This is a genomic window from Amycolatopsis sp. DSM 110486, from assembly GCF_019468465.1.
Lineage (GTDB): Bacteria > Actinomycetota > Actinomycetes > Mycobacteriales > Pseudonocardiaceae > Amycolatopsis.
Genome location: NZ_CP080519.1, coordinates 2,705,496 through 2,731,500, shown reverse-complemented (window position 1 = coordinate 2,731,500; position 26,005 = coordinate 2,705,496). Strand labels below are relative to the sequence as shown.

At 70.3% G+C, this 26,005-nt stretch carries 27 protein-coding genes; 19 read left to right on the top strand and 8 right to left on the bottom strand.

Translation table 11 applies throughout. From position 1 onward, the window contains the following. Positions 1-4: 4 nt before the first annotated feature. From K1T34_RS13355 to K1T34_RS13340, 4 genes are read right to left on the bottom strand one after another with little or no spacing between them, the layout of a single operon-like run. Complete coding sequence (locus K1T34_RS13355) at positions 5-628, bottom strand: response regulator transcription factor (protein ID WP_220244584.1); 624 nt, start codon at positions 626-628, stop codon at positions 5-7. Next, complete coding sequence (locus K1T34_RS13350; protein WP_255638489.1) at positions 625-1,797, bottom strand: sensor histidine kinase; 1,173 nt, start codon at positions 1,795-1,797, stop codon at positions 625-627. The genes K1T34_RS13355 and K1T34_RS13350 overlap by 4 nt, the downstream gene beginning before the upstream one ends. Then, complete coding sequence (locus K1T34_RS13345) at positions 1,794-2,609, bottom strand: ABC transporter permease (RefSeq protein WP_220244582.1); 816 nt, start codon at positions 2,607-2,609, stop codon at positions 1,794-1,796. The genes K1T34_RS13350 and K1T34_RS13345 overlap by 4 nt, the downstream gene beginning before the upstream one ends. Then, positions 2,606-3,445 carry an ABC transporter ATP-binding protein gene (locus K1T34_RS13340; protein ID WP_220244581.1) on the bottom strand — a complete coding sequence of 280 codons (840 nt, stop codon included), beginning with the start codon at positions 3,443-3,445 and terminating at the stop codon, positions 2,606-2,608. Before K1T34_RS13340 ends, K1T34_RS13345 begins: the two co-directional genes overlap by 4 nt. Before the next feature lie 214 nt (positions 3,446-3,659). Between K1T34_RS13340 and K1T34_RS13335 the strand changes: the two genes are divergently transcribed. Then, the gene (locus K1T34_RS13335; protein ID WP_255638488.1) at positions 3,660-5,378 is read left to right on the top strand and encodes an SDR family oxidoreductase; all 1,719 of its coding nucleotides are present in this window, start codon (positions 3,660-3,662) and stop codon (positions 5,376-5,378) included. Positions 5,379-5,392: 14 nt separating this feature from the next. Then, a complete protein-coding gene (locus K1T34_RS13330; protein WP_220247179.1) occupies positions 5,393-5,980 on the top strand; it encodes a TetR/AcrR family transcriptional regulator in 588 nt (195 codons plus the stop codon). Between the two features lie 57 nt (positions 5,981-6,037). Here K1T34_RS13330 and K1T34_RS13325 read toward each other — a convergent pair whose 3' ends face one another. Next, on the bottom strand, positions 6,038-7,183 hold the full coding sequence (locus K1T34_RS13325; RefSeq protein WP_220244580.1) for a citrate synthase 2: 1,146 nt from the start codon (positions 7,181-7,183) through the stop codon (positions 6,038-6,040). A gap of 304 nt (positions 7,184-7,487) precedes the next feature. Between K1T34_RS13325 and K1T34_RS13320 the strand changes: the two genes are divergently transcribed. From K1T34_RS13320 to K1T34_RS13270, 11 genes are all read left to right on the top strand, one after another. Continuing rightward, entirely contained in the window at positions 7,488-7,790 is a 303-nt protein-coding gene (locus tag K1T34_RS13320) for an urease subunit gamma (RefSeq protein ID WP_220244579.1), read from the top strand. Between the two features lie 9 nt (positions 7,791-7,799). Further along, the gene (locus tag K1T34_RS13315) at positions 7,800-8,105 is read left to right on the top strand and encodes an urease subunit beta (RefSeq protein WP_220244578.1); all 306 of its coding nucleotides are present in this window, start codon (positions 7,800-7,802) and stop codon (positions 8,103-8,105) included. 1 nt (position 8,106) lies between these two features. Beyond that, a complete protein-coding gene (locus K1T34_RS13310; RefSeq protein ID WP_220244577.1) occupies positions 8,107-9,828 on the top strand; it encodes an urease subunit alpha in 1,722 nt (573 codons plus the stop codon). Further along, the gene (locus tag K1T34_RS13305; protein WP_220244576.1) at positions 9,828-10,514 is read left to right on the top strand and encodes an urease accessory protein UreF; all 687 of its coding nucleotides are present in this window, start codon (positions 9,828-9,830) and stop codon (positions 10,512-10,514) included. Before K1T34_RS13310 ends, K1T34_RS13305 begins: the two co-directional genes overlap by 1 nt. Then, on the top strand, positions 10,504-11,217 hold the full coding sequence (ureG, locus tag K1T34_RS13300) for an urease accessory protein UreG (protein WP_255638487.1): 714 nt from the start codon (positions 10,504-10,506) through the stop codon (positions 11,215-11,217). The genes K1T34_RS13305 and ureG overlap by 11 nt, the downstream gene beginning before the upstream one ends. Beyond that, the gene (locus K1T34_RS13295) at positions 11,214-11,912 is read left to right on the top strand and encodes an urease accessory protein UreD (protein ID WP_220244574.1); all 699 of its coding nucleotides are present in this window, start codon (positions 11,214-11,216) and stop codon (positions 11,910-11,912) included. The genes ureG and K1T34_RS13295 overlap by 4 nt, the downstream gene beginning before the upstream one ends. A 498-nt stretch (positions 11,913-12,410) precedes the next feature. Then, positions 12,411-13,028: a TetR/AcrR family transcriptional regulator gene (locus K1T34_RS13290; protein ID WP_220244573.1), complete on the top strand. Its 618-nt coding sequence runs from the start codon at positions 12,411-12,413 to the stop codon at positions 13,026-13,028. A gap of 160 nt (positions 13,029-13,188) precedes the next feature. Further along, positions 13,189-13,872: a pyridoxamine 5'-phosphate oxidase gene (pdxH, locus tag K1T34_RS13285; RefSeq protein ID WP_220244572.1), complete on the top strand. Its 684-nt coding sequence runs from the start codon at positions 13,189-13,191 to the stop codon at positions 13,870-13,872. Positions 13,873-14,166: 294 nt separating this feature from the next. Continuing rightward, on the top strand, positions 14,167-15,507 hold the full coding sequence (locus tag K1T34_RS13280; RefSeq protein WP_220244571.1) for an MFS transporter: 1,341 nt from the start codon (positions 14,167-14,169) through the stop codon (positions 15,505-15,507). A gap of 24 nt (positions 15,508-15,531) precedes the next feature. Next, positions 15,532-16,062 (top strand): hypothetical protein, encoded by a 531-nt coding sequence (locus K1T34_RS13275; RefSeq protein ID WP_220244570.1) that lies wholly within the window; start codon positions 15,532-15,534, stop codon positions 16,060-16,062. Positions 16,063-16,100: 38 nt separating this feature from the next. Then, entirely contained in the window at positions 16,101-17,471 is a 1,371-nt protein-coding gene (locus K1T34_RS13270) for an APC family permease (RefSeq protein ID WP_220244569.1), read from the top strand. Here K1T34_RS13270 and K1T34_RS13265 read toward each other — a convergent pair. Together K1T34_RS13265 and K1T34_RS13260 are read right to left on the bottom strand one after the other, a co-directional pair. Next, positions 17,449-18,258 (bottom strand): MBL fold metallo-hydrolase, encoded by an 810-nt coding sequence (locus K1T34_RS13265; RefSeq protein ID WP_220244568.1) that lies wholly within the window; start codon positions 18,256-18,258, stop codon positions 17,449-17,451. The two genes, K1T34_RS13270 and K1T34_RS13265, sit on opposite strands and share 23 nt — an antisense overlap. Further along, positions 18,258-18,836, bottom strand: coding sequence for a TetR/AcrR family transcriptional regulator (locus K1T34_RS13260; RefSeq protein ID WP_220244567.1), 579 nt, complete (start codon positions 18,834-18,836; stop codon positions 18,258-18,260). The genes K1T34_RS13265 and K1T34_RS13260 overlap by 1 nt, the downstream gene beginning before the upstream one ends. 88 nt (positions 18,837-18,924) lie before the next feature. Here K1T34_RS13260 and K1T34_RS13255 point away from each other — a divergent pair, with 88 nt between their 5' ends. The 3 genes from K1T34_RS13255 to K1T34_RS13245 are packed head-to-tail and all read left to right on the top strand — an operon-like array spanning position 18,925 to position 21,547. Further along, positions 18,925-19,830 (top strand): aldose 1-epimerase family protein, encoded by a 906-nt coding sequence (locus K1T34_RS13255; protein WP_220244566.1) that lies wholly within the window; start codon positions 18,925-18,927, stop codon positions 19,828-19,830. A 2-nt stretch (positions 19,831-19,832) separates the two neighbouring features. After that, a complete protein-coding gene (locus K1T34_RS13250; protein WP_370643820.1) occupies positions 19,833-20,315 on the top strand; it encodes a GNAT family N-acetyltransferase in 483 nt (160 codons plus the stop codon). 11 nt (positions 20,316-20,326) lie between these two features. Continuing rightward, positions 20,327-21,547, top strand: coding sequence for an amidohydrolase (locus K1T34_RS13245; RefSeq protein WP_220244564.1), 1,221 nt, complete (start codon positions 20,327-20,329; stop codon positions 21,545-21,547). Positions 21,548-21,598: 51 nt separating this feature from the next. Here K1T34_RS13245 and K1T34_RS13240 read toward each other — a convergent pair whose 3' ends face one another. After that, positions 21,599-22,744 carry an acyl-CoA dehydrogenase family protein gene (locus K1T34_RS13240; RefSeq protein ID WP_220244563.1) on the bottom strand — a complete coding sequence of 382 codons (1,146 nt, stop codon included), beginning with the start codon at positions 22,742-22,744 and terminating at the stop codon, positions 21,599-21,601. Positions 22,745-22,870: 126 nt separating this feature from the next. On the opposite strand from K1T34_RS13240, the gene K1T34_RS13235 reads away from it, so the two are divergent. The 3 genes from K1T34_RS13235 (at position 22,871) to K1T34_RS13225 (ending at position 25,958) form a co-directional block, all read left to right on the top strand. Then, positions 22,871-23,467 carry a TetR/AcrR family transcriptional regulator gene (locus tag K1T34_RS13235; RefSeq protein WP_220244562.1) on the top strand — a complete coding sequence of 199 codons (597 nt, stop codon included), beginning with the start codon at positions 22,871-22,873 and terminating at the stop codon, positions 23,465-23,467. A gap of 41 nt (positions 23,468-23,508) precedes the next feature. Then, positions 23,509-24,450 (top strand): carbohydrate kinase, encoded by a 942-nt coding sequence (locus K1T34_RS13230; protein ID WP_220244561.1) that lies wholly within the window; start codon positions 23,509-23,511, stop codon positions 24,448-24,450. A gap of 191 nt (positions 24,451-24,641) precedes the next feature. Further along, on the top strand, positions 24,642-25,958 hold the full coding sequence (locus K1T34_RS13225) for a citrate synthase (protein ID WP_220244560.1): 1,317 nt from the start codon (positions 24,642-24,644) through the stop codon (positions 25,956-25,958). The last annotated feature ends 47 nt before the right edge of the window (positions 25,959-26,005 follow it).

The window sequence follows — 26,005 nt, the reverse complement described above, 5'->3', positions numbered from 1 at the left end:
CGGCTCAGCCCAGCAGCTGCCGGTCCAGAGCCGTGGTCACGGCCGCGGTGCGGTCGGACACGCCGAGCTTGCCGAACACCCGCAGCAGGTGCGTTTTCACCGTCGCCTCGCCGATGTGCAGCGAGCGCCCGATTTCGGCGTTCGTCAGTCCCTTCGCGACGAGCCGCAGCACCTCGACCTCGCGCGCCGACAGCGGCGACGCGGGTTCCGGGTTCCGCACGCGGTTCACGAGCTTGCCCGCCACCGACGGCGCCAGCACCGTCTCGCCGCGCGCCGCCGCCCGGATCGCGCCGGCCAGCTCGGCGCGGGACGCGTCCTTGAGCAGGTACCCCGCTGCGCCCGCCTCGACGGCCCGCAGGATGTCGGCGTCGGTCTCATACGTGGTGAGCACGACGATCCGCCGCTTCGGCGTCTCCTTGAGGATGCCGCGGATCGCGCCGACGCCGTCGAGACCCGGCATGCGCAGGTCCATCAGCACGACGTCGGGCTGCTTCACGCGGTCGAGCGCGATGGCTTCGTGGCCCGAGCCCGCCTCACCGACGACGGTCAGATCGGCCTCGGCCTCGAGCATCCCGCGCAGGCCTTCGCGCACCACGGGGTGGTCGTCGACCAGCATGATCGTGATCACGCGGGTACCTCCAGCTCGAGTTCCGTACCGCCGTCCGCGCCGCCGCGCAGGCTCAGCCGGCCGCCCACCTGCTCGACGCGTGAGCGCATCCCGCGCAGGCCGAAGCCCTCGGTGGGCGCGTCGGGGGAGAAGCCGCGGCCGTCGTCGCGCACGCGCAACCGTACCGTTCCGTCCACAGCGGACAACCGCACCAGCACCGAGTCGGCGCCCGAGTGCTTGCGGACGTTGGCCAGCGCCTCCTGCGCGCCGCGCAGCAGCACGACCTCGGACGCCATGGCCAGCGGTGGCAGGGGATCGTCCACTTCGTACTCGACGTGGAGGCCGGCTTCGTCGGCGAGGCGCTCGGCCGCGCGGCGCACCGCGTTGGTGAGGGTCCCGGCCGCGAGGTCCGAAGGTGCGAGAGCCGCAACCATCGCGCGGGCCTCGGCGAGGTTCTCGCGGGCCGTGGACGACGCCAGCGCGAGGTGCCGGCGGACCGCCACCAGGTCGGTGTCCAGTTCGGACTCGATGGCCTGCGCGAGCGTGACGATGCTGGTGAACCCCTGCGCCAGCGTGTCGTGGATTTCGCGCGCCAGGCGTTCGCGTTCGGCCGCCGTGCCGGCTTCGCGCGAGAGCCGCGAGACCTCGGCCTGGCTGTCTTCCAGCTGTCGGATGAGCTCGGCGCGCGCGGCGCTCTGCTTGATGACGTCGGTGGTGAACTTGCCCGCCAGCACGCTGAACACCACGAGGATCGCGGTCATCGGCAGCAGGATCGGCAGGCTCGGGTTCTCCCAGCCGCCACGGACGACTGCGGCTACCGGGTCCAGCAGGATCAGCACCGTCGTGAGCACGATGCCCGGGCGGATCTCCTGCAGCATGAACAGCATCGGGCACGCCATGAACAGGATGAACGAGGCCGTGGTGTCGGAGAAGATCGCCGTGGCCACGAGCACCACGAGCACACTCGTCGCGGCAGCGCGGGGAACGGGGTTGTCGTCGGTGCGCACGATCCGGCGCCCCGCCGCGAAGTAGCCGAGCAGCAGCGCCGCGAGCACGGTCTCCGCGACCACCTTCTCCGCCAGGGAGACGTCGTCGAAGAACACCAGGAGGGCGGTCGCCAGGTAGACGACCGCGAACAGCACCTCCCAGACCCAGAACGAGCGCTCCCACGCGTCGTCCGGGGGTGTCACTTCGCTTCGTTCGTCCACCGGAACGTGAGCCTCGCGAGCACGAGCCCAGCCACGCACCAGGCGCCGAGCACCAGCGCCACCATCGGAAGTTCCCATGACCCCGCCATCTCCTGACTCGCGGCCGCCTCCGGGAGGAAGACCGACCGGAAACCCTGGCAGATCCATTTCAGCGGGAAGAAGGACGCGATGTCGACCATGATTTTCGGCAGGTGCGTGATCGGCGTGACGAACACGCCCGAGATGAACTGCAGCACCAGGTAGACCAATTGCACCACGGCCACCGTGCCGTTGGCGGTGCGGGTGAGCGAGCTGATCGAGATGCCGAGCAGCGTCGAGGAGATCACGCCCAGCAGCATCACCCAGACCAGCGTGGCCCACTTCTCGCCGTCGGCCGGCAGCTTCAGCCCGAACAGCAGCATCGCGACCGCGGCCATGATCACCGTCTGCGCCACGCTCGTCACGAGCACCATGATCATCTTGCCGATGAAGTACGACGCGGCGGGCATCGGCGTGCCGCGCAGGCGTTTGAGCGCGCCCACCTCGCGGTCGGCCGCGATCCCGATGCCGACGCTGTTGAACGATGTCGACACGATGCCCGCGCCGATCATGCTCGCGGCGAGCAGCTGTCCCGACGAGACGCCGGCCTGTCCGGTCGGTCCGTCCAGAATGGACCCGAGCAGGATCATCAGCACCGCGGGCAGGGAGAAGGTGAAGACCACCTGTTCCTTGTTGCGGAAGAACTGCCGCAGCTCGAAGCTGCCTCGCGCGGCGCCGAGGGTGAAGGTGCCCGGGAGGGCGAGTGCGGTGGTCACGATTTCTCCCCGATCAGTTCAAGGTAGATGTCCTCCAGGCTGGGGCGCGTCACGGTGAGGCCGGTGAGCTCCCTCGTCCCACCGGACACCTGCGTGACGAGTTTCGTCGGGTACGCGGTGCGTTCCTCGTGCTCCCCGGTTTCGTCGCTCCACCGCACGATTGCCTCGGCCTGGCCGCGGCCCCCGAGCGTTTCCGGGGTCCCCTCCGCGACCGCGCTGCCGTCGGCGATCACCACGAGCCGGTCGGCCAGAGCCTCCACCTCGTCGAGGTAGTGCGAGGTGAGCAGGATCGTGGTGCCCTCCTTCGCGAGACCTTCGATCAGGCCCCAGAACTGCCGCCGCGCCTCCGGGTCGAACCCCGTGGTGGGCTCGTCGAGGAAGAGCAGCTCGGGTCGGCCGATGATGCCGAGCGCTACGTCGACGCGACGGCGCTGCCCGCCCGAAAGCGACTTCACGCGGGCGCCGGCCTTCTCGGTGAGGCCGACCTGGTCGATCACCGCCTCCGGGTCTCGCGGGTTGGGGTAGTACTTCGCGAAGTGGCGCACGGTTTCCGTGACGCTCAACTCCGCCGCGTCGGTCGCCGTCTGCAGCACGATGCCGAGCCGGGAGCGCCACGCACGGCCGGCCTTGCCGGGGTCTTCGCCGAGCACGTCGGCTTCGCCGGACGTGCGCTGCCGGTGTCCTTCGAGGATCTCGACGGTGGTGGTCTTGCCCGCGCCGTTGGGCCCCAGAAGCGCGAATACCTCGCCGTGGTGGATGTCGAGGTCGAGCCCACCCACGGCGACGTGGCCGGGGTACTCCTTGCGCAGTCCGCGCACCCTCACTGCTGTGGTCATGGCTCAATCCTGCGGCCACGCAGTGTCGCCGCGGAACGTCCGGCCAGTGGAATCCGGCTGTCCACCGAACGGTGGACACGAGCCGGTGTTTCCCGTGGAACCAGCGAAAACGCCGTTGCGAACCCCGGAGATCACCCACTGCACGAACGCCCGGCAGACGGCAACCGCCGCCGAGGTGAACCGCCCCTATTGACAAATTGTCTAACATGACAGAATGTCTCACAAGCAGGTGACCGCCAGTGACGGTGTCCGCCTCTCGGTCCGCGTGACCGGCGCCGCGGACGGACCCACGGTCGTGCTCGTGCACGGCTACCCGGACAACGGCTCGATGTGGGACGGCGTGGCCGCCGAGCTCGGCCGCCGCCACCGCGTCGTGGTCTACGACGTGCGCGGTGCGGGCGAGTCCGACAAGCCGAAGGCGCGCAGCGCGTACCTCCTCGACCAGCTCGCGTCCGACCTCGCCGCGGTCGTCGACGCCGTGCAGCCGACCGGCAAGGTCCACCTGCTCGCCCACGACTGGGGCTCGATCCAGACCTGGCACGCGGTCACCGGCGACGAGCTGCGCGGGCGGATCGCGTCGTACACGTCGATCTCGGGCCCGAGCCTCGATCACGCCGGTGCGTGGTTCCGCTCGCAGCTGCGGCGGCCGTCGGGTCTGCCGCGTGCACTGAGGCAATTCCTGCACTCGTACTACATCCTGCTCTTCCAGCTCCCGCTCGTGCCGGAGCTGGGCTGGCGCTCGGGGATCGTGCCCGCGTTGATCCGCCGGCTGGACCCGGCCGAGGGACACATCTCGACGGCCGACGCCGTGCACGGGCTGAAGCTGTACCGCGCCAACATGTTCACGCGCCTTTCCCGGCCCGCGCCGCGTTCGGCCGACGTGCCGGTGCAGGTGCTCGCGCCGTCGCGCGACGCGTTCGTGACCACGCCGCTGCAGACGGAGATCTCGCGCTGGGTGCCGGACCTGCGCGTGCGGCGGCTGACCGGTTCGCACTGGATCGCCCGCAGCAATCCGGACGTCATCGCCTCGGCGACGGCGGAGCTGATCGACCACGTCGAGGGCGGCGAGGAGAGCCGGGCGTTGAAACGCGCTCGCGTCGGCGACGCCGGGCGTGGCCGCTTCGCCAACCAGCTTGTGGTCGTCACCGGGGCCGGCAGTGGCATCGGGCGCGCGACCGCGCTGGCGTTCGCCGACGAAGGTGCCGACGTGATCGTCACCGACGTGGACGAGGTCGCGGCGACGGAGACGGCGAAGCTGGTGCGGGACAAGGGTGTCGAAGCCGGCGAGTACACAGTGGACGCTGCCGACGGCGACGCCGTGGCCCGGTTCGCCGAGCAGGTGCGCGCGGAGTTCGGGGTGCCCGACATCGTGGTGAACAACGCCGGGATCGGAATGTCCGGGCCGTTCCTGGCCACGTCGCTCGCCGACTGGGAGAAGGTGGTGGACGTGAACCTGTGGGGCGTGATCCACGGGTGCCGCGCGTTCGCGCCGATGATGGTCGAGCGCGCCGAGGGCGGGCAGATCGTGAACCTCGCGTCAGCCGCCGCGTACCTGCCGTCGAAGGTGCTCACCGCGTATGGCACGACGAAAGCCGCCGTGCTCGCGCTGAGCGTCGGGCTCCGGGCGGAACTGGCGGGTGACGGCATCGGTGTCACGGCGATCTGCCCGGGTCTGGTGAACACCAACATCACCAGCACCACGCGATTCGTCGGCGTCGCACCGGACGAGGAAGCGCGGCGGCAGAAGGCGTCGACGAAGCTCTACGCGCGGCGCGGCTTCGGCCCGGAGAAGGTGGCGCGCGACATCCTGCGGGCCGTCGAGCGCGACCGCGCGATCCAGCCGTCGACGCCGGAGGCGAAGGTCGCGCTGGTCCTGTCACGCCTCACGCCCGGCCTGCTGCGCGCGGCGGCGAAACTGGACGTCACCCCGTGAGCCGCCCGCGCCGGATGACCCCGCAGGCCCGGCGCGACGACCTGATCGCCGCCGCGCTGGACCTGTTCGGCAGCCGCGCCCCGGAACTGGTTACGGTGGACGACATCGTCGCGCACGCCGAGGTGTCGCGGCCGCTGTTCTACCGCTACTTTCCGAGCCTGCGCGAACTGCAGGTCGAGGCGCTGCGCACGGTGACCGACGGCCTCGTCGACGGCCTCGCGCACCTCGAGAAAGGGCCGCCGGAGGACCGGCTGCGCACGGCCGTGCGGAGCCTCATCGACGTGGCCGACCACTACCGCGCGGGCTACGTCGCCTTGCTCCGCAGCGGTTCCGTGATCGCGACCTCGGAGACGGACGCGGCCATCGACGAGGTGCGCAACCGCTCCGTGGAGCTGATCCTCGACGCGCTGGGCCTCGCCGAGCCGTCGCCACTCGTGCTGCTCACACTGCGGTGCTGGACGGCCGTGGTCGAGGGCGCGCTGCTGTCGTGGCTTCAGGAACGCGACGTGCCCCGCGAAATCCTCGACGGCTGGCTCGTCGACCAGCTCACGGCGATGCTCACCACGACCGCCGCCCACGATCCGGCGCGCGTTTCCCCGTGAAACGGCGTGAAGGGCACCTCGAGAGTCCCTCGAAGTGCCCTTCACGCCAAACGCGGGTCAGTGCTTGGTGACGGTTTCCCAGCCCTCGACGTCCTCGGGCTTGCGGGGCTCCGGGCCCACGTACTTCGCCGACGGGCGCACGAGGCGGCCGGTCCGCTTCTGCTCCAGGATGTGCGCCGCCCAGCCGGCGGTGCGCGCGGAGGAGAACATCGCGGGCATCATGTGCGGCGGCACCTTCGCGAAGTCCAGGATCACGGCGGCCCAGAACTCCACGTTGGTCTCGATCGGGTGGTCCGGGCGGCGCTCGCGCAGCTCGGTCAGCGCGGCCTGCTCCAGCGCCGCGGCGACCTCGTAGCGCTCGGAGCCGAGCTCCTGGCAGGTGCGGCGCAGCACGCGGGCGCGCGGGTCCTCCGCGCGGTACACGCGGTGGCCGAAGCCCATCAGGCGTTCCTTGCGGTCGAGGATGCCCTTGACCAGGCCGGCGGCGTCACCGGTCCGCTCGACCTCTTCGATCATCGGCAGCACGCGCGCGGGCGCACCACCGTGCAGCGGGCCCGACATCGCGCCGATGGCACCCGAGAGCGCGGCGGCCACGTCGGCGCCCGTCGACGCGATCACGCGCGCGGTGAAGGTCGACGCGTTGAGGCCGTGCTCGGCGGCCGAGACCCAGTAGGCGTCGAGCGCCTTCACATGGGCCGGGTCCGGTTCGCCGCGCCATCGGACCATGAAGCGCTCGGTAATCGTCGCGGCCTCGTCGACCTTCGACTCCGGCACGGCCGGCTGCGAAATGCCGCGCGCCGACTGCGCGATGTAGGACAGCGCCATCACCGACGCGCGCGCGAGCTGGTCGCGGGCCTGCTCGTCGGTGATGTCGAGCAGCGGTTCGTAACCCCAGATCGGCGCGAGCATCGGCAGCGCCGCCTGCACGTCCACGCGTACGTCGCCGGTGTGCACCGGAAGCGGGAACGGCTCGGCAGGCGGGAGCCCGTTGCCGAACCGGCCGTCTACGAGCAGGCCCCACACGTCCCCGAAGCTCACCTTGCCGGCGAGGTCCTCGATGTCGACACCGCGGTACCGCAGCGCGCCGCCGTCCCGGTCGGGTTCGGCGATTTCGGTGCGGAACGCCACCACGCCTTCGAGGCCGGGGCGGAAGCCGTCGTCGGCCTGGTCGGAGTTCGTCTGCTTGATGGTGGAGGTAGTCACTTCGCGAACCTTTCGATGCGCATTTCCCCGGCTTTGTCTGACCACTCGCGCTGACGGGATACACGCAACTCGGCGCGCCTCATCGCACGTTTGGACAAACTTTGCTCCTCTGCCGAGCCGTGGGCAATGAAAGATGTGGTGGTTTCGGTCACGATTCCGAGAACGATTCAGTCCAGGAAGGCGTGTCGCGGCAAGTTCTTCGGCAACGGGCTGTGACCGAGCCCGAAGACGCGCGGTGTACCGGAGGTAAATCCTGTGTTTCCGAACCCGGCGACGCGGCGGGCCCGGTGATACAACCTGTCGCATGCACCTGAGCCCGCAGGAACGCGACAAGCTGCTGGTCCACGTCGCCGCCGATGTCGCGCGCCGCCGGCTTGACCGCGGCGTGCTGCTGAACTACCCCGAGGCCGTCGCGCTGATCACCGACCACGTGCTCGAAGGGGCGCGCGACGGGCTTTCCGTGAGCGAGCTCGCATCGAGCGGACGCAGCGTGCTCTCGCGTGCGCAGGTGCTTTCCGGAGTGCCCGAAATGGTCGACTCCGTGCAGGTGGAGGCCACTTTCCCGGACGGGACGAAACTCGTCACCGTGCACGACCCGATCGTCTAGGAGAAGCGCGTGCGGCCAGGCGAGATCATTCCCGGCGATGAGCCCGTGGAGCTGAACCCCGGACGGGAGAGGGCGCGGCTGCTCGTGCGCAACCTCGGTGACCGGCCCGTGCAGGTGGGTTCGCACTACCACTTCGCGGCGGTGAACCCGGGTCTGGAGTTCGACCGCGAAGCCGCGCGAGGGCACCGGCTCGACGTGCCGGCCGGGACGTCGGTGCGGTTCGAGCCCGGCGTGGAGCGGGAAGTCGATCTTGTTCCGCTGCGGGGAAACCGGCGGGTGCCGGGGTTGCGCACCGAATATGCCGGGGAGTTCTGAAATGCCCCGAATCGATCGTGAGCGTTATGCGGAATTGTTCGGTCCGACCACCGGTGATCGGATCCGGCTGGCCGACACGGACCTGCTCATCGAGGTGACCGAAGACCGGTCGATGGGCCCGTCGGGTTCCGGCGACGAGGTGCTCTTCGGCGGCGGCAAGGTCATCCGCGAGTCGATGGGCCAGGGCATGGCCACGCGCGCGGAAGGCGCCCCCGACCTGGTCATCACCGGTGCCGTGATCCTCGACCACTGGGGTGTGGTGAAGGCCGATGTCGGCGTGCGCGACGGGCGGATCGTCGGCATCGGCAAGGCCGGCAACCCCGACACGATGGACGGTGTCGACCCGGCGCTCGTGATCGGTCCGGCGACGGAAGTCCTGTCGGGCAACGGGAAGATCCTCACCGCGGGCGGCATCGACTGCCACGTGCACTTCGTCTGCCCGCAGCTCGTGGACACCGCGCTCGCCGCGGGCCTGACCACGCTCGTGGGTGGCGGCACCGGGCCGAACGAGGGAACCAAGGCCACCACCGTCACGCCCGGCGCGTGGAACCTTGGCCGCATGCTGTCCGCAATGGACGGTTACCCGGTCAACGTCCTGCTGCTGGGCAAGGGGAACACCGTCCGGCACGAGGCTCTGCGCGAACAGCTGGCCGGCGGTGCCGGCGGGTTCAAGCTGCACGAGGACTGGGGCACCACCCCCGCCGCCATCGACGCGTGCCTCACCGTGGCCGACGAGTCCGGCGTGCAGGTGGCCATCCACACCGACACGCTGAACGAGGCCGGCTTCCTCGAGTCCACTGTGGAGGCGATCCGCGGCCGCTCGATCAACGCGTACCACACCGAAGGCGCCGGCGGCGGCCACGCGCCGGACATCATCCAGGTCGTCTCGCTGCCCCACATCCTGCCGTCCTCGACCAACCCGACGCGCCCGCACACCGTCAACACGCTCGACGAGCACCTCGACATGCTCGTGGTCTGCCACCACCTCAACCCGTCGGTGCCCGAGGACCTGGCGTTCGCCGAGAGCCGGATCCGGCCGAGCACCATCGCCGCCGAGGACGTGCTGCACGACCTCGGCGCCATCTCGATGATGAGCTCCGACTCGCAGGCCATGGGCCGCATCGGCGAGGTGATCATCCGGACCTGGCAGACCGCACACGTGATGAAACGCCGCCGCGGCGCCCTGCCCGGCGACGGCGCGGCCGACAACCTGCGCGCGCGTCGTTATGTCGCCAAGTACACGATCAACCCCGCCATCGCCCACGGCATGGACGACGAGATCGGCTCGGTGGAGGTCGGCAAGCTCGCGGACCTCGTGCTGTGGGAACCGAAGTTCTTCGGCGTGCGCCCGCACGTGGTGCTCAAGGGCGGTTTCCCGGCGTGGGCGGCGATGGGGGACGCGAACGCGTCGATCCCCACTCCGCAGCCGGTGCTGGGGCGGCCGATGTTCGGCGCCGTGCCGCGGGTGGCCGCCGCGTCGAGTCTCCATTTCGTGGCGCCGGAGGCCCTCGATTCGGGGCTCGCGGAGACGTTCGGCATCAACCGGCCGCTGGTCGCCGTCGCGAACACGCGGGTGCGGACCAAGGCCGACATGGTGCTCAACGACGCGACCCCGGACGTGCGCGTGGAGCCCGACAGCTTCGCGGTGCTCGTGGACGGTGAGCTGATCGAGCCGATGCCGGTGACGGAGCTGCCGATGGCCCAACGCTACTTCTTGTTCTGATGGACCTCTCAGCGCTGATCCTCGCCGACTCCCGGTTCCCCGGGGGCGGCCACGTGCACTCCGGCGGCCTGGAGGAAGCCGTGAGCCGCAAGCTCGTGAGGACCGAGGCCGACCTGCCGGGCTTCCTGCTCAGCCGCCTGCGCACGGCGGGCGCGCTGTCGGCCGCGTTCGCCGCGGCCTCGGCCCACGCCGCCGGCCGTGGCGTCCATAGTGGACACTGGCGGCGGCTCGACCAGGAGCTCGACGCGCGCACGCCCTCTCCGGCCCAACGCGTGGCGTCGCGGGCCCAGGGCCGGGGCACCGCACGGGCCGGGGCCGTCGCGTGGCCGTCGCCGGTGCTGACCACGCTGCTCGCCGAGACGCCGCGGCCGCACCACCCGATCGTCTGCGGAGCGCTGGTGGGCATCGCCGGTGGCGAGCCGGCCGAGGCCGCGGCGGCCGTGGCGTACCTGGCCGTGAGCGGGCCGGCGAGCGCGGCCGTGCGGCTGCTGGGGCTCGACCCGTTCGCCGTCAACGCCGTGGTGGCCCGGCTCGGCGCCGAGGTGCGCGCCGTGGCCGGGGCCGCCGCCGGCGTCGCCGGGCTGGACCCGGCGGACCTGCCCGCGCCGGGCTCACCCGCGTTGGACCTGTTCGCCGAGGCGCATGCCCGGCACCACGAGGAAGAGGTGCGTCTCTTTGCCAGCTGAACACGGCCACGGTCATGGTCACGGTCACGCCCATCCGGTCAGCTTCGATCCGACGGAGACCGAACCGGACCACTACGAACCCGCCCCGACGGCTGGGCGCGCTTACCGCATCGGCATCGGCGGGCCCGTCGGCAGCGGCAAGACGGCGTTGACGGCGGCACTGTGCCGCGCGCTCGGCGGTGAGCTCAACCTCGCTGTGGTCACCAACGACATCTACACCACCGAAGACGCCGACTTCCTGCGCAAGGCCGGCGTCCTCGCGCCCGAGCGCATCGCGGCCGTGCAGACCGGCGCCTGCCCGCACACCGCGATCCGCGACGACATCACCGCCAACCTCGACGCGGTCGAGCAGCTCGAGGAGCGCTTCCCCGGTCTGGACCTGGTCATCATCGAGAGCGGCGGCGACAACCTCACCGCCGTGTTCAGCCGCGGCCTCGCCGACAGCCAGGTGTTCGTGGTCGACGTCGCCGGCGGCGACAAGGTGCCGCGCAAGGGCGGCCCCGGCGTGACGACGGCCGACCTGCTGGTGATCAACAAGATCGACATCGCCCACCTCGTCGGCGCGGACCTCGACGTGATGACCTCCGACGCGCACCGCATGCGCGGCGAGCTGCCGGTCATCGCGCAGTCGCTCGTGGACACGCCGGACGCGCACGCCGTCGCGCAGTGGGTGCGGTCGGTGCTGCCGGTGCGCGCGGGGTGAAGGCCCACGCGCGGGTGGTCGCGTGCTTCGAGGACGGCCGCACGGTGCTGCGTGAGCTGCGCTCGATGGCGCCGCTGACGTTGTTCCCGCGCCGCCGCACCGGGCGGCAAGCCGTGGTGCACCTCGTCAGCTCCGCCACCGCGCCGCTGGGCGGCGACGAGCTGCTGCTCGACGTCCGCGTCGGGCCCGGCGCGGAGCTGCGGCTGTCCGGGGTGGCGGCGACGCTCGCGTTGCCGGGGCCGTCCGGTGGCCGCAGTTCGTCCACTGTGGACATCGAGGTGGCCGACGGTGGTTCGCTGGCCTACCTGCCCGAGCCGACGGTCGTCACCGCCCGCGCGGACCACGTGGCCGTGCTGCACGCGAGGCTCGGGGAAAATTCCCGTTTCCACACCCGGGAAGTCCTGGTACTGGGCCGCGCGGGCGAACGGCCCGGCCGGCTCACCACGTCCACGCACGTGCTCCGCGGCGGAGTGCCGCTGCTGCGCCAGACGCAGACGATCGGCGACCCCGCGCTGGACGGCGGACTGGCGGTGCTGGCGGGCAAGCGGGTGCTCGCGACGGACCTCGAGGTGGGTTTTCCCGCGCGTCCCACGGCTTCGGGCGACTGGTGGGCGTGCACCTCGCCGGCCGTCGGGGTCACGCTCACCACGGCGCTGGCGGAAGACGCCGTGGTTGCTTTGCGGCTGTTGCCTTGAAACGCTTGGGCTGCTAAAACTTCGTGCCCAGCCAGCGCACGTCGACCGGGAACGCCGACACGGTGTTCCAGCGAGGGGAAGCCCTGCCAGTCCACGTCGGTACCGAGCGCGCGGCGGCGTCCGCGCTGTGTCGCGCACGCCGGACCGCGGATCGGCGCGTGCCGCCGTGACGCACCGGTGCAGAACAATGTTCAAGCGCGAGGTGCAGGGACGATTCCCAGGGGTGGCAACGACTTAGCGTTCGGTGATCGCCTGTGATGGGGCCTGCGCGAGCCGGTGTTCCGCTGCTCGATACCGTGATCGCCGCGGGTTCGACGGCGCGACCGTCCGCCGGACCGTGCGCGTGGGCCGCGTTTCGTGAATGCTCGGCGGAGTGGCCACCGCGATTACCGGAATCAATTTTCAAGCGCTCCCGCGTCCGTTCGATCGGTAATTGGGATTTTCACAAGATGGACGTCGGTGCCGCCCCTGGGCGGCGCGCGGCGGGAAGGAGGGCCGGTGGCCCGTACCTACGGTGGCGTCCCGCCGGAGCAGAGACGCGCCGAGCGCCGGGAGCGGCTGCTGACGGCCGCACTGGAGCTGTTCACCTCGACGGGCTTCCGGCAGGCGAAGATCACCCAGTTGTGTACTCGTGCCGGGGTCTCCACCCGGAATTTCTACGAGGAGTTCGGCAGCAAGGAAGAGGTGCTGCGGACCCTGCACGACCGGATCAACTCGCTCGCGCTCACGCACGTCTCCGCCGCGCTGGAGGAGGTCAAGGACGCCGACGCGATGACGCGCATCGCGAAGCTGCTCGACGTCTTCGTCGCGACCGTGACCATCGACCCGCGCATGCCACGGCTGAACTACGTCGAGGCCGTGGGCGTGAGCCCGGAGCTGGAGGCGCAGCACCAGGTGTGGGTGGACCGCTGGGCCACGTTCATCGAGACGGAGGCGCGCCGCGCGGCCGAAGCCGGCGCCGCGCCCGATCGGGACTACCGGCTCACGGCGATCGCGCTCGTCGGCGCCGCCACGGGTCTGCTGCGCGAATGGCAGGCGCACGAACCGCCGTTGCCGGTAGAGGCCGTCGGCACCGAGCTGCGGGGGTTGATGCTGGCGGCGATTACGCGATCTTGATCGATTCGGGGCCACGGGGTTAACCGCGGGTTACGCCACCCGGTCCGGTGAGGGTGGCAGGAGTCACCGTTCGGTGGGTTTCGCCGCAGCTGAGGAGCCAATACCGTCTCCGGATACCGATGAGTCGACACCCTCACCAGGGGTACGGAGGTTGGGGCCCATGATGCCGGAGACCGACGAGGTGGCCGACGTAGCCGACGCGGTGGTCCGGCTGCCTGGGATGCGGGTGGCCTACGACGGCGCTCCGTTCGACGAGACGGCGCTCGCGGCCACCTGGACCGAGCAACTGCAGAACTGGCTGGGCCAGGCGATCTCCGAAGGCGTCGCCGAACCCAACGCGATGGTCCTCGCCACGGCGGACCACGAGGGTCACCCCTCGTCGCGCACGGTGCTGTGCAAGGGGCTGGACGAACGCGGCGTGGTGTTCTACACGAACTACACGTCGGCGAAGAGTCACGACCTCACGGCCACGCGGTACGCGTCGGCCACGTTCCCCTGGTACTCGCTGCAGCGGCAGGTCACGGTGCGGGGTGAGGTGGAGAAGGTCGGCTCCGCGGAGACGGCCGCGTACTGGGCGCAGCGTCCGCGCGGGTCTCAGCTTGGGGCTTGGGCTTCGCCGCAGTCGCGGATCGTCGACGGCCGGCGGGCGTTGGAGAACGCGCTGCGCGGGATCGAGCGGCGGTTCGGGGATGTGGAGCAGATTCCGGCGCCGCCGCACTGGGGTGGCTGGCGGATCCGGCCTGACTTCGTTGAGTTCTGGCAGGGGCGGGAAGACCGGATGCATGACCGGTTGAGGTTCAGGCGGACGGATGATGGGTGGCAGGTGGAGAGGTTGGCTCCCTGATCCATCGCTTCTTTGGCTGAGTGGGTGGGTGGCTGCTGGTTGCTTAGGGTGGGTACGTCGCCGTTCCGGTGAGCGGTGGGCACCCCGATCTTTGATTGTGAAGGGCGCGGGGATCGAGGTGCAGGGGCGGGTCTGGGTGCACGGGTGAGTTGGGTGCATCGATGGCCGTGGGGTAGGTGGGTTCGGCTGCCGGGTTGTGGTGGGTGAGATCTACTGAAAGCGGCATTCCGGACGAATGTCCGGCGATCAAAATCACCCGCGGGGCGATAGTTAGCGCGGCTAAGATAGTGAGTCGTGAGTTCTGATCCGGGGGCGGCGCGCCCTCGTCGGGGGGCGCGGGGAGTCCTCGGGCGCATCGTGGTCGATACGCGGCCGTTGAAGATTCCGGCGTTCCGGCGGTTGTGGATGTCGACGGCGGTGACCGCGGTCGGGTCGCAGCTGACGGCGGTGGCGGTGCCGAAGCAGGTGTTCGACCTGACGGGGTCGTCCGGGTATGTGGGGCTGACCGGGGCCGTGGCGCTGGTGCCGCTGCTCGTGTTCGGGTTGTGGGGCGGGGCGATCGCCGACGCGGTCGACCGGCGGAAGCTGCTGCTGGTCACGAACATCGGTGTGGCGGTCTCCTCGGCGCTGCTGTGGTTGCAGGCCTTCGCGAACTTCCGCTCCGTGACGCTCGTGCTGGTGCTGCTCGCGGCCAACCAGGCGTTCTTCGCGATCAACATGCCCACGCGCGGCGCCGTCGTCGCGCGGCTGGTGCCCCCTGAACTCCTGCCGTCAGCCAATGCGCTGAACACGACGATGTCGACATTCGGCGCGGTGTTCGGGCCGCTGTTCGGTGGGGCGCTGATCCCCGTGATCGGCCTGTCGACGCTGTACCTCGTCGACGTGTGCGCGTTGCTGATCACGCTCATCTCCGTGTGGCGGCTGCCGCCGATCCCGCCGCTGAACGGGCCGTCGCGGCGCGCGGGGTTCGGCGACGTGGTCGACGGGTTCCGCTACCTGGCCAAGCAGAAGGTGCTGCTCGCGTCGTTCGTCGCCGACATCATCGCGATGGTCGCCGGCATGCCGCGCGCGCTGATCCCGGAGATGGCCGAGCGGACGTTCGGCGACCCGCCGGGCGGCGGTCCGGCGCTGGGTCTGCTCTACGCGGCACTCCCGGCCGGCGCGATGCTGATCGGCCTGTTCTCCGGCTGGCTGCACCGCGTTTCGCGGCAGGGCGTGGCCGTCGTGGTCTCGATCTGCCTGTGGGGCGCGGCGGTCGCGGCGTTCGGGCTCGCGCACTCGCTGTGGCTCGCGGTGATCTTCATGGCGCTGGCAGGCGGCGCCGACATGGTCAGCTCCGTCTACCGCCAGGCCATCCTGCAGACCGCCACCACCGACGAGATGCGCGGCCGCCTCCAGGGCGTGTTCACGGTCGTCGTCGCGGGCGGGCCGCGGCTGGCCGACCTGACGCACGGCTGGGCCGGCGCCGAGTGGGGCACCGAAGCCGCCGCGACGGGCGGTGGGCTGCTGGTGATCGTGCTGGTGCTCGCGGCGATGCTGGTGCTGCCCGCGTTCTGGCGCTATCGCGCGCCCACGGGAGAGGCCAAGCCGGAGCCGGTCGCGGCGAAGGGTGCCGAACCGGTCGCGGGAGAATAGTCCGAACGGCCTAACATGCCGGGCATGCGTGTTTACCCGGTCGCCCTGTTGCTCACCGCCGCCGCGCTCACTGCCTGCTCCTCGGGTGAGCAGCAGGCCGCTCCGCCGAAACCGTCTTCCACGACGCCCGCGCCGCCGGGTTCGACGTGCTCGCTCCTGTCGGCCAGCGAGGTCGGCAACGCGATCAAGATCCCCGGCGTGACGTCGAAGGTCGGCCCGAACCAGGAAAACGCCGCCAACGGGGGCAAGGCCACGAGCTGCGAATACCTCGTCGGCGACAAGCAGGCCGGCGCGCTGGCCGTGACCCGGTACGAGGGCCGCCAGGCCGACCCGGCCGAGATGGTCGCGGCGATCAAGAAGGCCAAGCCGGGCGCCGTCGACGTGCCGGGCTTCGCCAACGGCGCCGTGTACTACATCGACGAGCAGAAGACCGCGACGCTCGCCACGGCCAAGATCGCCAAGGGCGTGCCCGTGCTCGTCAACTACACCGGTCCGGTGAAGATGACCCAGCAGATGATGGTTCCGCTGGTCAAAACGGCTGTCACCGCCGTCTGACTTTCGCGAGGCGGCCGGACAAGGCAGACTATTCGCCCATGACGGACGTTGAGGCGGACGGTCCGCAGGTGGGTGGACCGGGTCTCCGGCGCGTGATGGGGCCGAAGCTCCTGTTGTTCTTCGTGGTCGGCGACATCATCGGTACGGGGATCTACGCGCTGACCGGCCAGGTCGCCGGCCGGGTCGGCGGTGCGCTGTGGCTGCCGTTCCTGCTGGCTTTCGTGGTCGCGTTCATGACCGCGTTCAGCTACCTGGAGCTGGTCGGCAAGTATCCGCGGGCCGCGGGCGCCGCGCTGTACACGAACAAGGCGTTCGGGGTGCCGTTCCTGACGTTCATGGTCGCGTTCGCGGTGATGTGCTCCGGCATCACGTCGGCGTCGTCGGCCGCGGTCGCGTTCGGTGCGACGTACCTGGCGGCGTTCGTGAAGCTGCCGATGGTGCTGGTCGGGATCGTGTTCGTGATCGCGCTGGGACTGATCAACTTCCGCGGCGTGGGCGAATCGGTGAAGGCCAACGCGGTGCTCACCTGCATCGAACTGTCCGGTCTGCTGATCATCATCGGCGTCGGCGTGTGGGCCGTGATCAACGGCGACGGCGAACCTTCGCGGCTGGTCGAGATCAACACGGCTGACAAGACGTGGCTGGTGGCCATCACGTCGGCCACCTCGCTGGCCTTCTTCGCGATGGTCGGCTTCGAGGACTCCGTGAACATGGCCGAGGAATGCCACGACCCGGTCCGCATCTTCCCGAAGGCGATGCTCTGGGGCATGGTCATCGCGGCGACGATCTACGTGCTGGTGTCCATCACATCCTCGCTGCTCGTCCCGGCCGACGACCTGGCCGCGGCCAAGAGCAGCGCGCTGCTCACCGTGCTCGACGTCGGCGCCCCCGGCTTCCCGCGCGAAATCTTCTCGGCCATCGGCCTGTTCGCGGTCATCAACTCGGCGCTGATCAACATGCTCATGGCCAGCCGCCTGCTCTACGGCCTTGCCAACGAGCGCGTGCTGCCGTCGGTCTTCGGCCGCGTGCACCCGACGCGCCGCACGCCGTGGGTGTCGATCATCTTCACGAGCGCCATCGCGATCCTCCTGGTGTCCTTTGTGGACATCAGTGCGCTCGGCGGCACCACGGCGTTGCTGCTGCTCGTGGTGTTCGCCATCGTCAACGTCGCACTGCTCGTGCTGCGCAAGGACAAGGTGGCGCACAAGCACTTCCGCGCGCCCACCGTGATCCCCGTGCTCGCGGCGATCTTCTGCCTCTACCTCGTGAGCCCACTGTCGGGCCGCCCGGCGAGCGACTACCGCGTGGCGGCCATCCTGCTCGGGGTGGGTGTGGTGCTGTGGTTCGTGAACTGGCTGGTCAAGCGGGGTCTTGACCGGCGCGACGTCAAGCGTGAGCCGGTCGGCTGAGGCGTTCGAAGTCGGTGAGGTCGTGGGCGGCGAAGATGGTGACGTCGCTCGTCAGCCGCAGCTCGCGGAGGCGCTGCTGGTTCTCGATGCGCTGCTCGGGCACTGTCTGCACCAACCGTTCGAAAAGCTTCAGGCCCGGCGGGATCCGGGCCGGTTCGTCGATTTCGGAGTGGTAGAAGTAGGCGTCGCCGGCGTTGAGGAGCCAGCCGGTGTCGGTGTGGACGGCGACGCCGGCGTGGCCGGTGGTGTGGCCGGCCAGGGGGATCAGCGCGACGTCGGGCACGCCGTCGAGCTCGCGGACGGCGGAGAAGCCGAACCAGTCGTCGCCGGCGTCTTCGTAGGGCGTCCACTGTGGACCGTGGGCGAGCTGCGCGCGCCGGTACCGCGGGTTGCCCGCGTGGTATGCCGCCAGCTCGGCCGCGTAGACGTGCACGCGGGCCTGCGGGAAGTCGACGAGGCCGCCCGCGTGGTCGAGGTCGAGGTGGGTCAGCACGATGTCGCGCACGTCGGCCGGGTCGAGGCCGAGGGCGCGGATCTGGCTCACGGCGGTTTCCTCGGCCCGGGACACGGGCTTCGACAGGGTGAGGAACCGGCGGCCCAGCCAGCGTTCCGGGTCGGCGACGGCGGGCGTGCCCATGCCCGTCTCGATCAGGACGAGGCCGGTGGCGGTCTCGAGCAGCAGGCAGTGGCACACGAGTGTGGCGTGCCGGAACAGGCCGGGGCGGCCGTCGACGAGCCGGCCGCCGATCGGGGTCATGGTGCCGCAGTTCAGGTGGTGCACGCGCATCAGGCGAACTCCCTCTCGACGGTGGTGTGCAGGTGGGCGGCGATGTCGCGAAGAGGCGTGACGTCGCGGCGGGTCTTGGCGAACAGCAGCGCGCCTTCGATCGACGCGAGCACCACGGTGGCCAGGGAGGCAGCGCGGTCAACCGCAAGACCCTGGGCGGTGAAGTACTCGGCCAGCCGCGTGTGCCAGCCGGCGTAACCGTCCTGGCAGGCCTCGCGGATCGGTTCGCTCTCCGCGGCGGCCTCCAGTGCGACTGTCGCAAGTGGACACCCGCGCCGGAAGTCGGACTCGGTGAGCGAGGCGGCCAAGGCGTCGACCACCGCGTCGATCGCCGACGCCGGATCCGGCGCGGCCGCGACCACGGCGGTCAGCACGTCGGCCACCCGTTCGCTCGACAGCCGTACGGCCTCGGCCGCCAGCTGCTCCTTGCCGCCGGGGAAGTGGAAGTACAGCGAGCCCTTCGGGGCTCCGCCCGCGGCGACGAGCTGCGTGAGGCCGGTGGCGTGGTAACCCTGCGCCTGGAACAGCTCGGCGGCGGAGTCGAGCATGCGGCGGCGGGAGTCGGTGCGGCGGACCATGCGGCTCACCGTAGCTCAAACTATGACGACCGGTCTAGTTAGTTTGACCGGCCGCATCCACGTGGTGTCCGCCGGTAATGTCTGCGGCATGGCCAACCCCACCGGAGAGCAGTTCGAAATCACCCGCGGCAACGCGCGCGCCATCGTCACCGAGATCGGTGCCGGCCTGCGTGCGTTCGAGGTCGGCGGCGTGCCCTACGTCGAGGAGTACGCGGCCGATGAGATGCCGCCGAAGGGCCTCGGCCAGGTGCTGCTCCCGTGGCCGAACCGCACGAAGGGCGGCGAGTGGGAGTTCCAGGGCGAGATGCAGCAGCTGGAGATCACGGAAGCCGCGCGTGGCAACGCGATCCACGGCCTCACTCGCCACAAGGAGTGGGAGCTGCTGGAGCACGCGGAATCGTCGATCACGCTCGCGGTCGACGTCGAGGTGCAGCCGGGCTGGCCGGTGCCGTTGCGCGCCACCATCACCTACGAACTGCAGCCGCGCGAGCTCACGATCACGCACGAGATCCGCAACGAGGGTGAGCAACCCATCGGCGTTGGCGTGGGCACGCACCCGTACTTCCGCATCGGCGACGTGCCGACCGACGAGCTCACGCTCACGCTGCCGGCTTCGCGCGTGCGCCCGTACGTCGGTGACCAGCAGATGCCGTACGCGGACGAGCAGGATGTCGCGGACACCGAGTACGACTTCCGCAGCGGCCGGGTGCTTGCGGGCGTCGACCTCGACACGGCGTTCGGCTCGCTTTCCCTGGCCGACGACGGCACGCACCACCACGTGCTCTCGTACGAGGACCAGCGGCTGGTGGTCTGGACCGGCCCCGACTTCCGCTGGGTGCAGGTGTTCACGCCCGACGACCTGACCGGCCGTGGCCGCGCTGTCGCGCTCGAGCCGATGACCTGCCCGGCCGACGCGCTCAACACCGGCACCGACCTGATCGAGCTGGAGCCCGCGACGTCGTGGTCGGGCAGCTGGGGCATCCGCGTTCCGTGACCGTGTCGCCCGAGCTGCTGACCGGGGCCGACGCCGGTGAGCTGCTCACGCTGCAGCGCGCCGCGTACCTCAGCGAGGCCCGCGCGCACGACAACTTCGAGCTCCCGCCGCTGGTGGAGCCGTTGGAGAGCGTGCGCGCGGCGCTCGCCGACCCGTCGCTGCCGGTGTGGGGCGTGCGCGCCGGCTCGCGGCTGATCGCGACGGTGCGGGTCCGGGTGAACGGCGACGTCGGCGAGGTCGGCCGGCTGGCCGTGGCGCCGGACCGGCAGGGCGAGGGCCTCGGCACGGCTTTGCTGCTCGTGGCGGAGGAGCTGGCACCTGCGGAGGTCGCGCGGTTCCGGCTGTTCACCGGCGAACGTTCCGCCGGGCCGCTGCGGCTGTACGCGAAGCTGGGCTACCGCGAGACCCACCGCAGCCCCGAGGCGGACTACGAGCTCATCCACCTGGAGAAACCCCGCGAGCGGGCACCGGCGGCAATTCGTTAGCGTGTCAAACTATGGCTTCTAAGGCGATTGTGGGGGGCTACGTCGTCCCCGTCGGTTCGGCTCCCATCGAAGACGGCACCGTGCTCATCGAAGACGGCCGGATCGTCCAGGTCGGCGCCGCCGCCGACGTGGACGTGCCGGAGGACGCCGAGCTCGTCGACGCGTCCGGCAGCTGGGTTCTGCCCGGCTTCATCGACGCGCACGCGCACCTCGGCGTCCACGAGGACGGCGAAGGCTGGGCCGGCAACGACACCAACGAGATGACCGACCCGAACGGCGCGCGCTTCCGCGCGGTCGACGGCATCGACCCGTACGAGCCGGGCTTCGACGACGCGCTGGCCGGCGGCGTCACGAGCGTGGTGATCAAGCCGGGGTCGGGCAACCCGATCGGCGGCCAGACCATCGGCGTGAAGACGTGGGGCCGCAGCATCCTGGACATGACGTTCGCCGAGCAGGTGAGCGTGAAGAGCGCACTGGGCGAGAACCCGAAGCGCGTGTACGGCGACAAGAAGCAGACGCCGTCGACCCGCCTCGGCGTGGCCGCGATCCTGCGTGAGGCGTTCACGAAGGCCCGCAACTATCAGGCCAAGCGCGAGCACGCCCTCGCGGAAGGCAAGCCGCACGAGGTCGACCTGACGCACGAGACGCTGTCGAAGGTCCTCGACGGCGAGCTGTACTGGGACCAGCACGTGCACCGCGCCGACGACATGGTCACGGCCATCCGGCTGGCCGACGAGTTCGGCTACAAGCTCGTGATCAACCACGGCACCGAGGGCCACCTCATCGCCGACCTGCTGGCCGAACGCGGCGTGCCCGTCATCCTGGGCCCCCTGTTCACCACCAAGTCCAAGGTCGAGCTGCGCAACCGCTCCCTGCGCTCGGCCGGCATCCTGGCGCGCGCGGGCGTGAAGATCGCCATCACCACCGACCACCCCGTGGTGCCGATCAACTTCCTCGTCTACCAGGCCGCCCTCGCCGTGAAGGACGGCCTGGACCCCGAGACGGCGCTGCGCTCGCTCACCGTGCACCCGGCCGAGATGCTGGGCCTGGACGACCGCATCGGCTCCCTGGCGCCCGGCCTGGACGCCGACGTGGTCCTCTGGTCGGGCGACCCGCTGGACGTCATGAACCGCGCCCTGCGCGTCTTCGTCCGGGGCCGCGATGTCTACCACTACGACGAGTCCACGGGCGAGGGCGTCGCGGCGGACCGCCGGTACCGCGAAACCCGCTGACCTGCGCGTGGGTGCTGCCCGCTTCGGCCGGCAGCACCCACGAAGCGGGGGTCAGGCAGCCTTCAGCGCCCTCGCGATCAGCATCCGCTGGATCTGGTTCGTCCCCTCGAAGATCTGCGGGACCTTCGCCTCGCGCATGTATCGCTCGACCGGGAAGTCGCGCGTATAGCCGGCGCCGCCGAGGACCTGGACGGCGTCGGTGGTCACCTGCATGGCGCCGTCGGTGGCGACGAGTTTCGCAACGGACGACTGACGCTGGAAGTCGAGGCCGCGGTCGCGGCGGCGGGCGGCGTCGAGGTAGGTCGCGCGGGCGGATTCGACGGTGGCGGCCATGTCGGCGAGCAGGAACTCCAGGCCCTGGAACTCGATGATCGGCTTGCCGAACTGGGTGCGGCCCTTGGCGTAGGCCACGGCCTCGTCCAGCGCGGCCTGCGCCAGACCCACGGCGCACGCGGCGATGCCGAGGCGGCCGGAGCTCAGTGACGACAGGGCGATCTTCAGGCCGGAACCCTCGTCGCCGATCCGGCGGGAGACCGGCACCCGCGCGTTGTCGAAGATCATCTGCGCCGTCGGGGAGCCCGTGAGGCCCATCTTGCGTTCGCGAGGAGCCGCGGACAGACCGGCAGTGGCGGCGTCGACGAGCAGGCACGAGATGCCGTGGCCGCCGTCGTCGCTCGTGCGGACCATGGTGGTGTAGAAGTCGGCGGCGCCGGCGTGGGTGATCCAGGCCTTGGTGCCGTTGACCACGTAGTCGTCGCCGTCGCGGCGCGCGCGGGTCGACAAAGCGGCCGCGTCGGAGCCGGCCTGCGTCTCCGACAGGGCGTAGGCGCCCAGCAGTGCGCCGCCGAGCATGTCCGGCAGCCAGCGGGAGCGCTGCTCGTCGGACCCGTGGTGGGCCAGCGCGTAGCAGGACATCGTGTGCACCGACAGCCCCACGCCGACGGTCATCCACGCGGCGGAGATCTCCTCCAGCGCTTGCAGATACACCTCGTACGGCAGGTCGGAGCCACCCCAGCGCTCGGCGTACGGCAGCCCCAGCAGCCCGGACTTGCCCAGCAGCGTGAACGCGTCGCGCGGGAACTCCTCAGCCTCCTCGGCCGCCGCGGCGCGGGGCTTCAACTCGTCGCGCGCGATCTCCCTGACCAGCGCGAGCAGGTCCTCGGCCTCGGGGGTGGGCAGCAAACGTTCCGCCGGCATGGCTCCTCCAGTGGCAGGAGTACTGAAAACAGTACTGGGGGCCGTTTGAGAGTACCGTACGGAGGTGGGAGCTGTCCTGCGTTAATGAGGGATAGTGACGCGATCAGGAAAGCTGGTGGCCCCCCGATGGCAGTACCGTCTGACCCCGAAGCCCGACGTCGCCCGACGGCGCGGCAGCAGGCGTTGCTCGCCGAGCTAGAGGCGCTGTTCCTCGCGGAGGGTTTCGCCGGCTTCACGCTCGACGACCTGGCCGCCCGCCTGCGCTGCTCCAAGTCGACCCTCTACGCGCTCGCCCCCAGCAAGGAGCAGCTCGCGGTGAAGGTCGTCGCCCACTTCTTCAGGGGCGCCGCGAAGCGCATCGAGACCCGCATTGAGGGCATCGACGACGCGCGCAAGCTGATCGGGGAGTACCTCGCCGGCGTCTCGGAGCACCTGAACCGCGCGTCGCCCGCCTTCATGACCGACATCGCGCAGTTCGAGCCGGCCCGCGACACCTACCAGCTCAACAGCCGCGCCGCCGCCCGCCGCATCCGCGCGTTCATCGACAAGGGCGTGGCCGACGGTGTGTTCCGCGACGTGCACGCCCGCCTCGTCGCCGAGATGACGGGGCTGATCGTCGAGGGCATCCAGACCGGGGTGCTCGGACGCCGCACCGACGTGTCCGACGCCGAGGCGTTCACCGCGCTCGGCGAGCTCCTCCTCGGTGGGTTGAACAAGGACTGAGGACAGGATTTGTCACGAAACCGTCCTCTACACTCGCGCTCGTGATCGTGGTGGGTGGAGAGGCGCTGGTCGACCTCGTTCCGGGTGAACTGCTGGACTCCAATGTGGACGGTGGGCTGCGCGCTCTGCTGCCACGGCTGGGTGGCGGGCCCTACAACGTCGCGCTGGCCGCCGCGCGGCTCGGTGTGCCGGCGTCCTTCCTGTCCCGCGTGTCCACCGACCGGTTCGGTGTCGCGCTCGTCGACCGGCTCGTCGACTCCGGCGTGGACACCTCGCTGCTGCAGCGCGGCGACGAGCCGACCACGCTCGCCGTGGTGGCACTGGACCAAACGGGTGCCGCTCGCTACACCTTCTACGTCGAGGGCACGGCCGACCGGCTCGTGACCGACCCGGGCACGCTGCCCGACGACGCCACCGCCCTTTCGCTCGGCACGCTCGGCCTGGTGCTGGAGCCCGGCGCCAGCGCGTACGAAGCGATGCTGCGCCGAGAGGCCGCGCGCGGCACGCTCACCGCGCTCGACCCGAACATCCGCGAGGCGCTCATCGCCGACCCGGCCGCCTACCGCGCACGGTTCGCGTCGTGGCTGCCCGATGTCCGGTTGCTGAAGATCTCCGACGACGACGCGGCGTGGCTCACCGAAGGAGCCGATCCGGTGGCGGCCGCGAAGACGTGGGTCGAGTCCGGTGTGGACGCGGTCGTCCTGACCCGCGGCGCCGAAGGGCTGTCCGTGATCACCGCCGCAGGTGAGCTGGCCCACGTGCCTTCGCGGCGGGTACCGGTGGTCGACACGATCGGGGCGGGCGACACCGTTCAGGGCGCGCTGCTGGCGTGGTTGCACACCCGCGAGGTCCGTGACCTGGCCGCACTCGACGCCGACGCGTGGCGCGAGGCTCTCGGCTACGCCGCGAAAGCGGCCTCGATCACCGTCTCGCGCAGCGGCGCGGAGCCGCCGACGGCGCGGGAAATGGCTTCCACCGTGTGAACCTGGTCCCAAAGGGGCTATTGAGGGCAACGCAGCGGCTGCGCGCACACCCTTATTTCGACTAGCGTAGGGGGGAATTCATACCCCAGCGGGGCGGTGTGCAGCGAGGCGCGTGTTTCCTCGCGTGAACACGTGGCTACCTGTGGAACGTACAGGCGCCGCCGGCCCGTGCCAACGTGAGAGGGACCTGCATGTCCGACGCGACGAATGCGGGGCAGTCCGGCGGCGAAACCGCGACGCTGCGCCTGCCGAGTGGCGAGCACGAATTCAAGGTCGTCCACCCGGTGGAGGGCGCACCCGGGATCGAGCTGGGGAAGCTGCTCGCGCAGACGGGGTACATCACTTACGACCCCGGGTTCGTGAACACCGGTGCCGCGTCGTCGGCCATCACCTACATCGACGGTGATGCTGGCATCCTGCGCTACCGCGGGTACCCGATCGAGCAGCTCGCCGAGAAGTCCAGCTTCATCGAGGTGTCCTACCTGCTCATCTACGGTGAGCTGCCCACCGAGGCCCAGCTCGCCGACTTCACCGAGAAGGTCCAGCGGCACACGCTGCTGCACGAGGACCTCAAGGCCTTCTTCTCGGGCTTCCCGCGCGACGCGCACCCGATGCCCGTGCTCTCGAGCGCGGTCTCGGCGCTGTCGACCTTCTACCAGGACTCGCTGAACCCGTTCGACGAGCCCAACGTGGAGCTGTCCACCATCCGCCTGCTCGCGAAGGTGCCGACCCTGGCTGCCTACGCGTACAAGAAGTCCGTGGGCCAGCCGCTGCTGTACCCGGACAACTCGCTGGGCCTGGTGGAGAACTTCCTGCGGATGACCTTCGGCTTCCCCGCGGAGCCGTACGAGGTGGACCCGGCCGTCGCCAAGGCGCTCGACCTGCTGTTCATCCTGCATGCCGACCACGAGCAGAACTGCTCGACGTCGACGGTGCGTCTGGTCGGCTCGTCGGAGGCGAACCTGTTCGCCAGCATCTCGGCGGGCATCAACGCGCTGTTCGGCCCGCTCCACGGCGGTGCCAACGCGGCCGTTCTCGACATGCTCGAGGGCATTCGCGACGAGGGCGGCGACGTCGCCTCGTTCGTGAACCGCGTGAAGAACAAGGAAAAGGGTGTCAAGCTCATGGGCTTCGGGCACCGGGTCTACAAGAACTACGACCCGCGCGCGAAGATCATCAAGAACACCGCCGACGAGATCCTCGGCAAGATCGCGGGCGGCGACCAGCTGCTCGACATCGCCAAGAAGCTCGAGGAGACGGCGCTTTCCGACGACTACTTCGTCGAGCGCAAGCTGTACCCGAACGTGGACTTCTACACCGGCCTCATCTACCGGGCGCTCGGGTTCCCGACGAAGTTCTTCACCGTGCTCTTCGCGCTCGGCCGGCTCCCCGGCTGGATCGCGCACTGGCGCGAGATGATCAACGACCCGCAGACCAAGATCGGGCGCCCGCGCCAGATCTACACCGGTCACGCGTCGCGCGACTACAAGTCGATCTCGGAGCGCTGAGTTCCCCGCTCTGGACTGTTCTGAACGCCCCGCCGTGCAGCCGCACG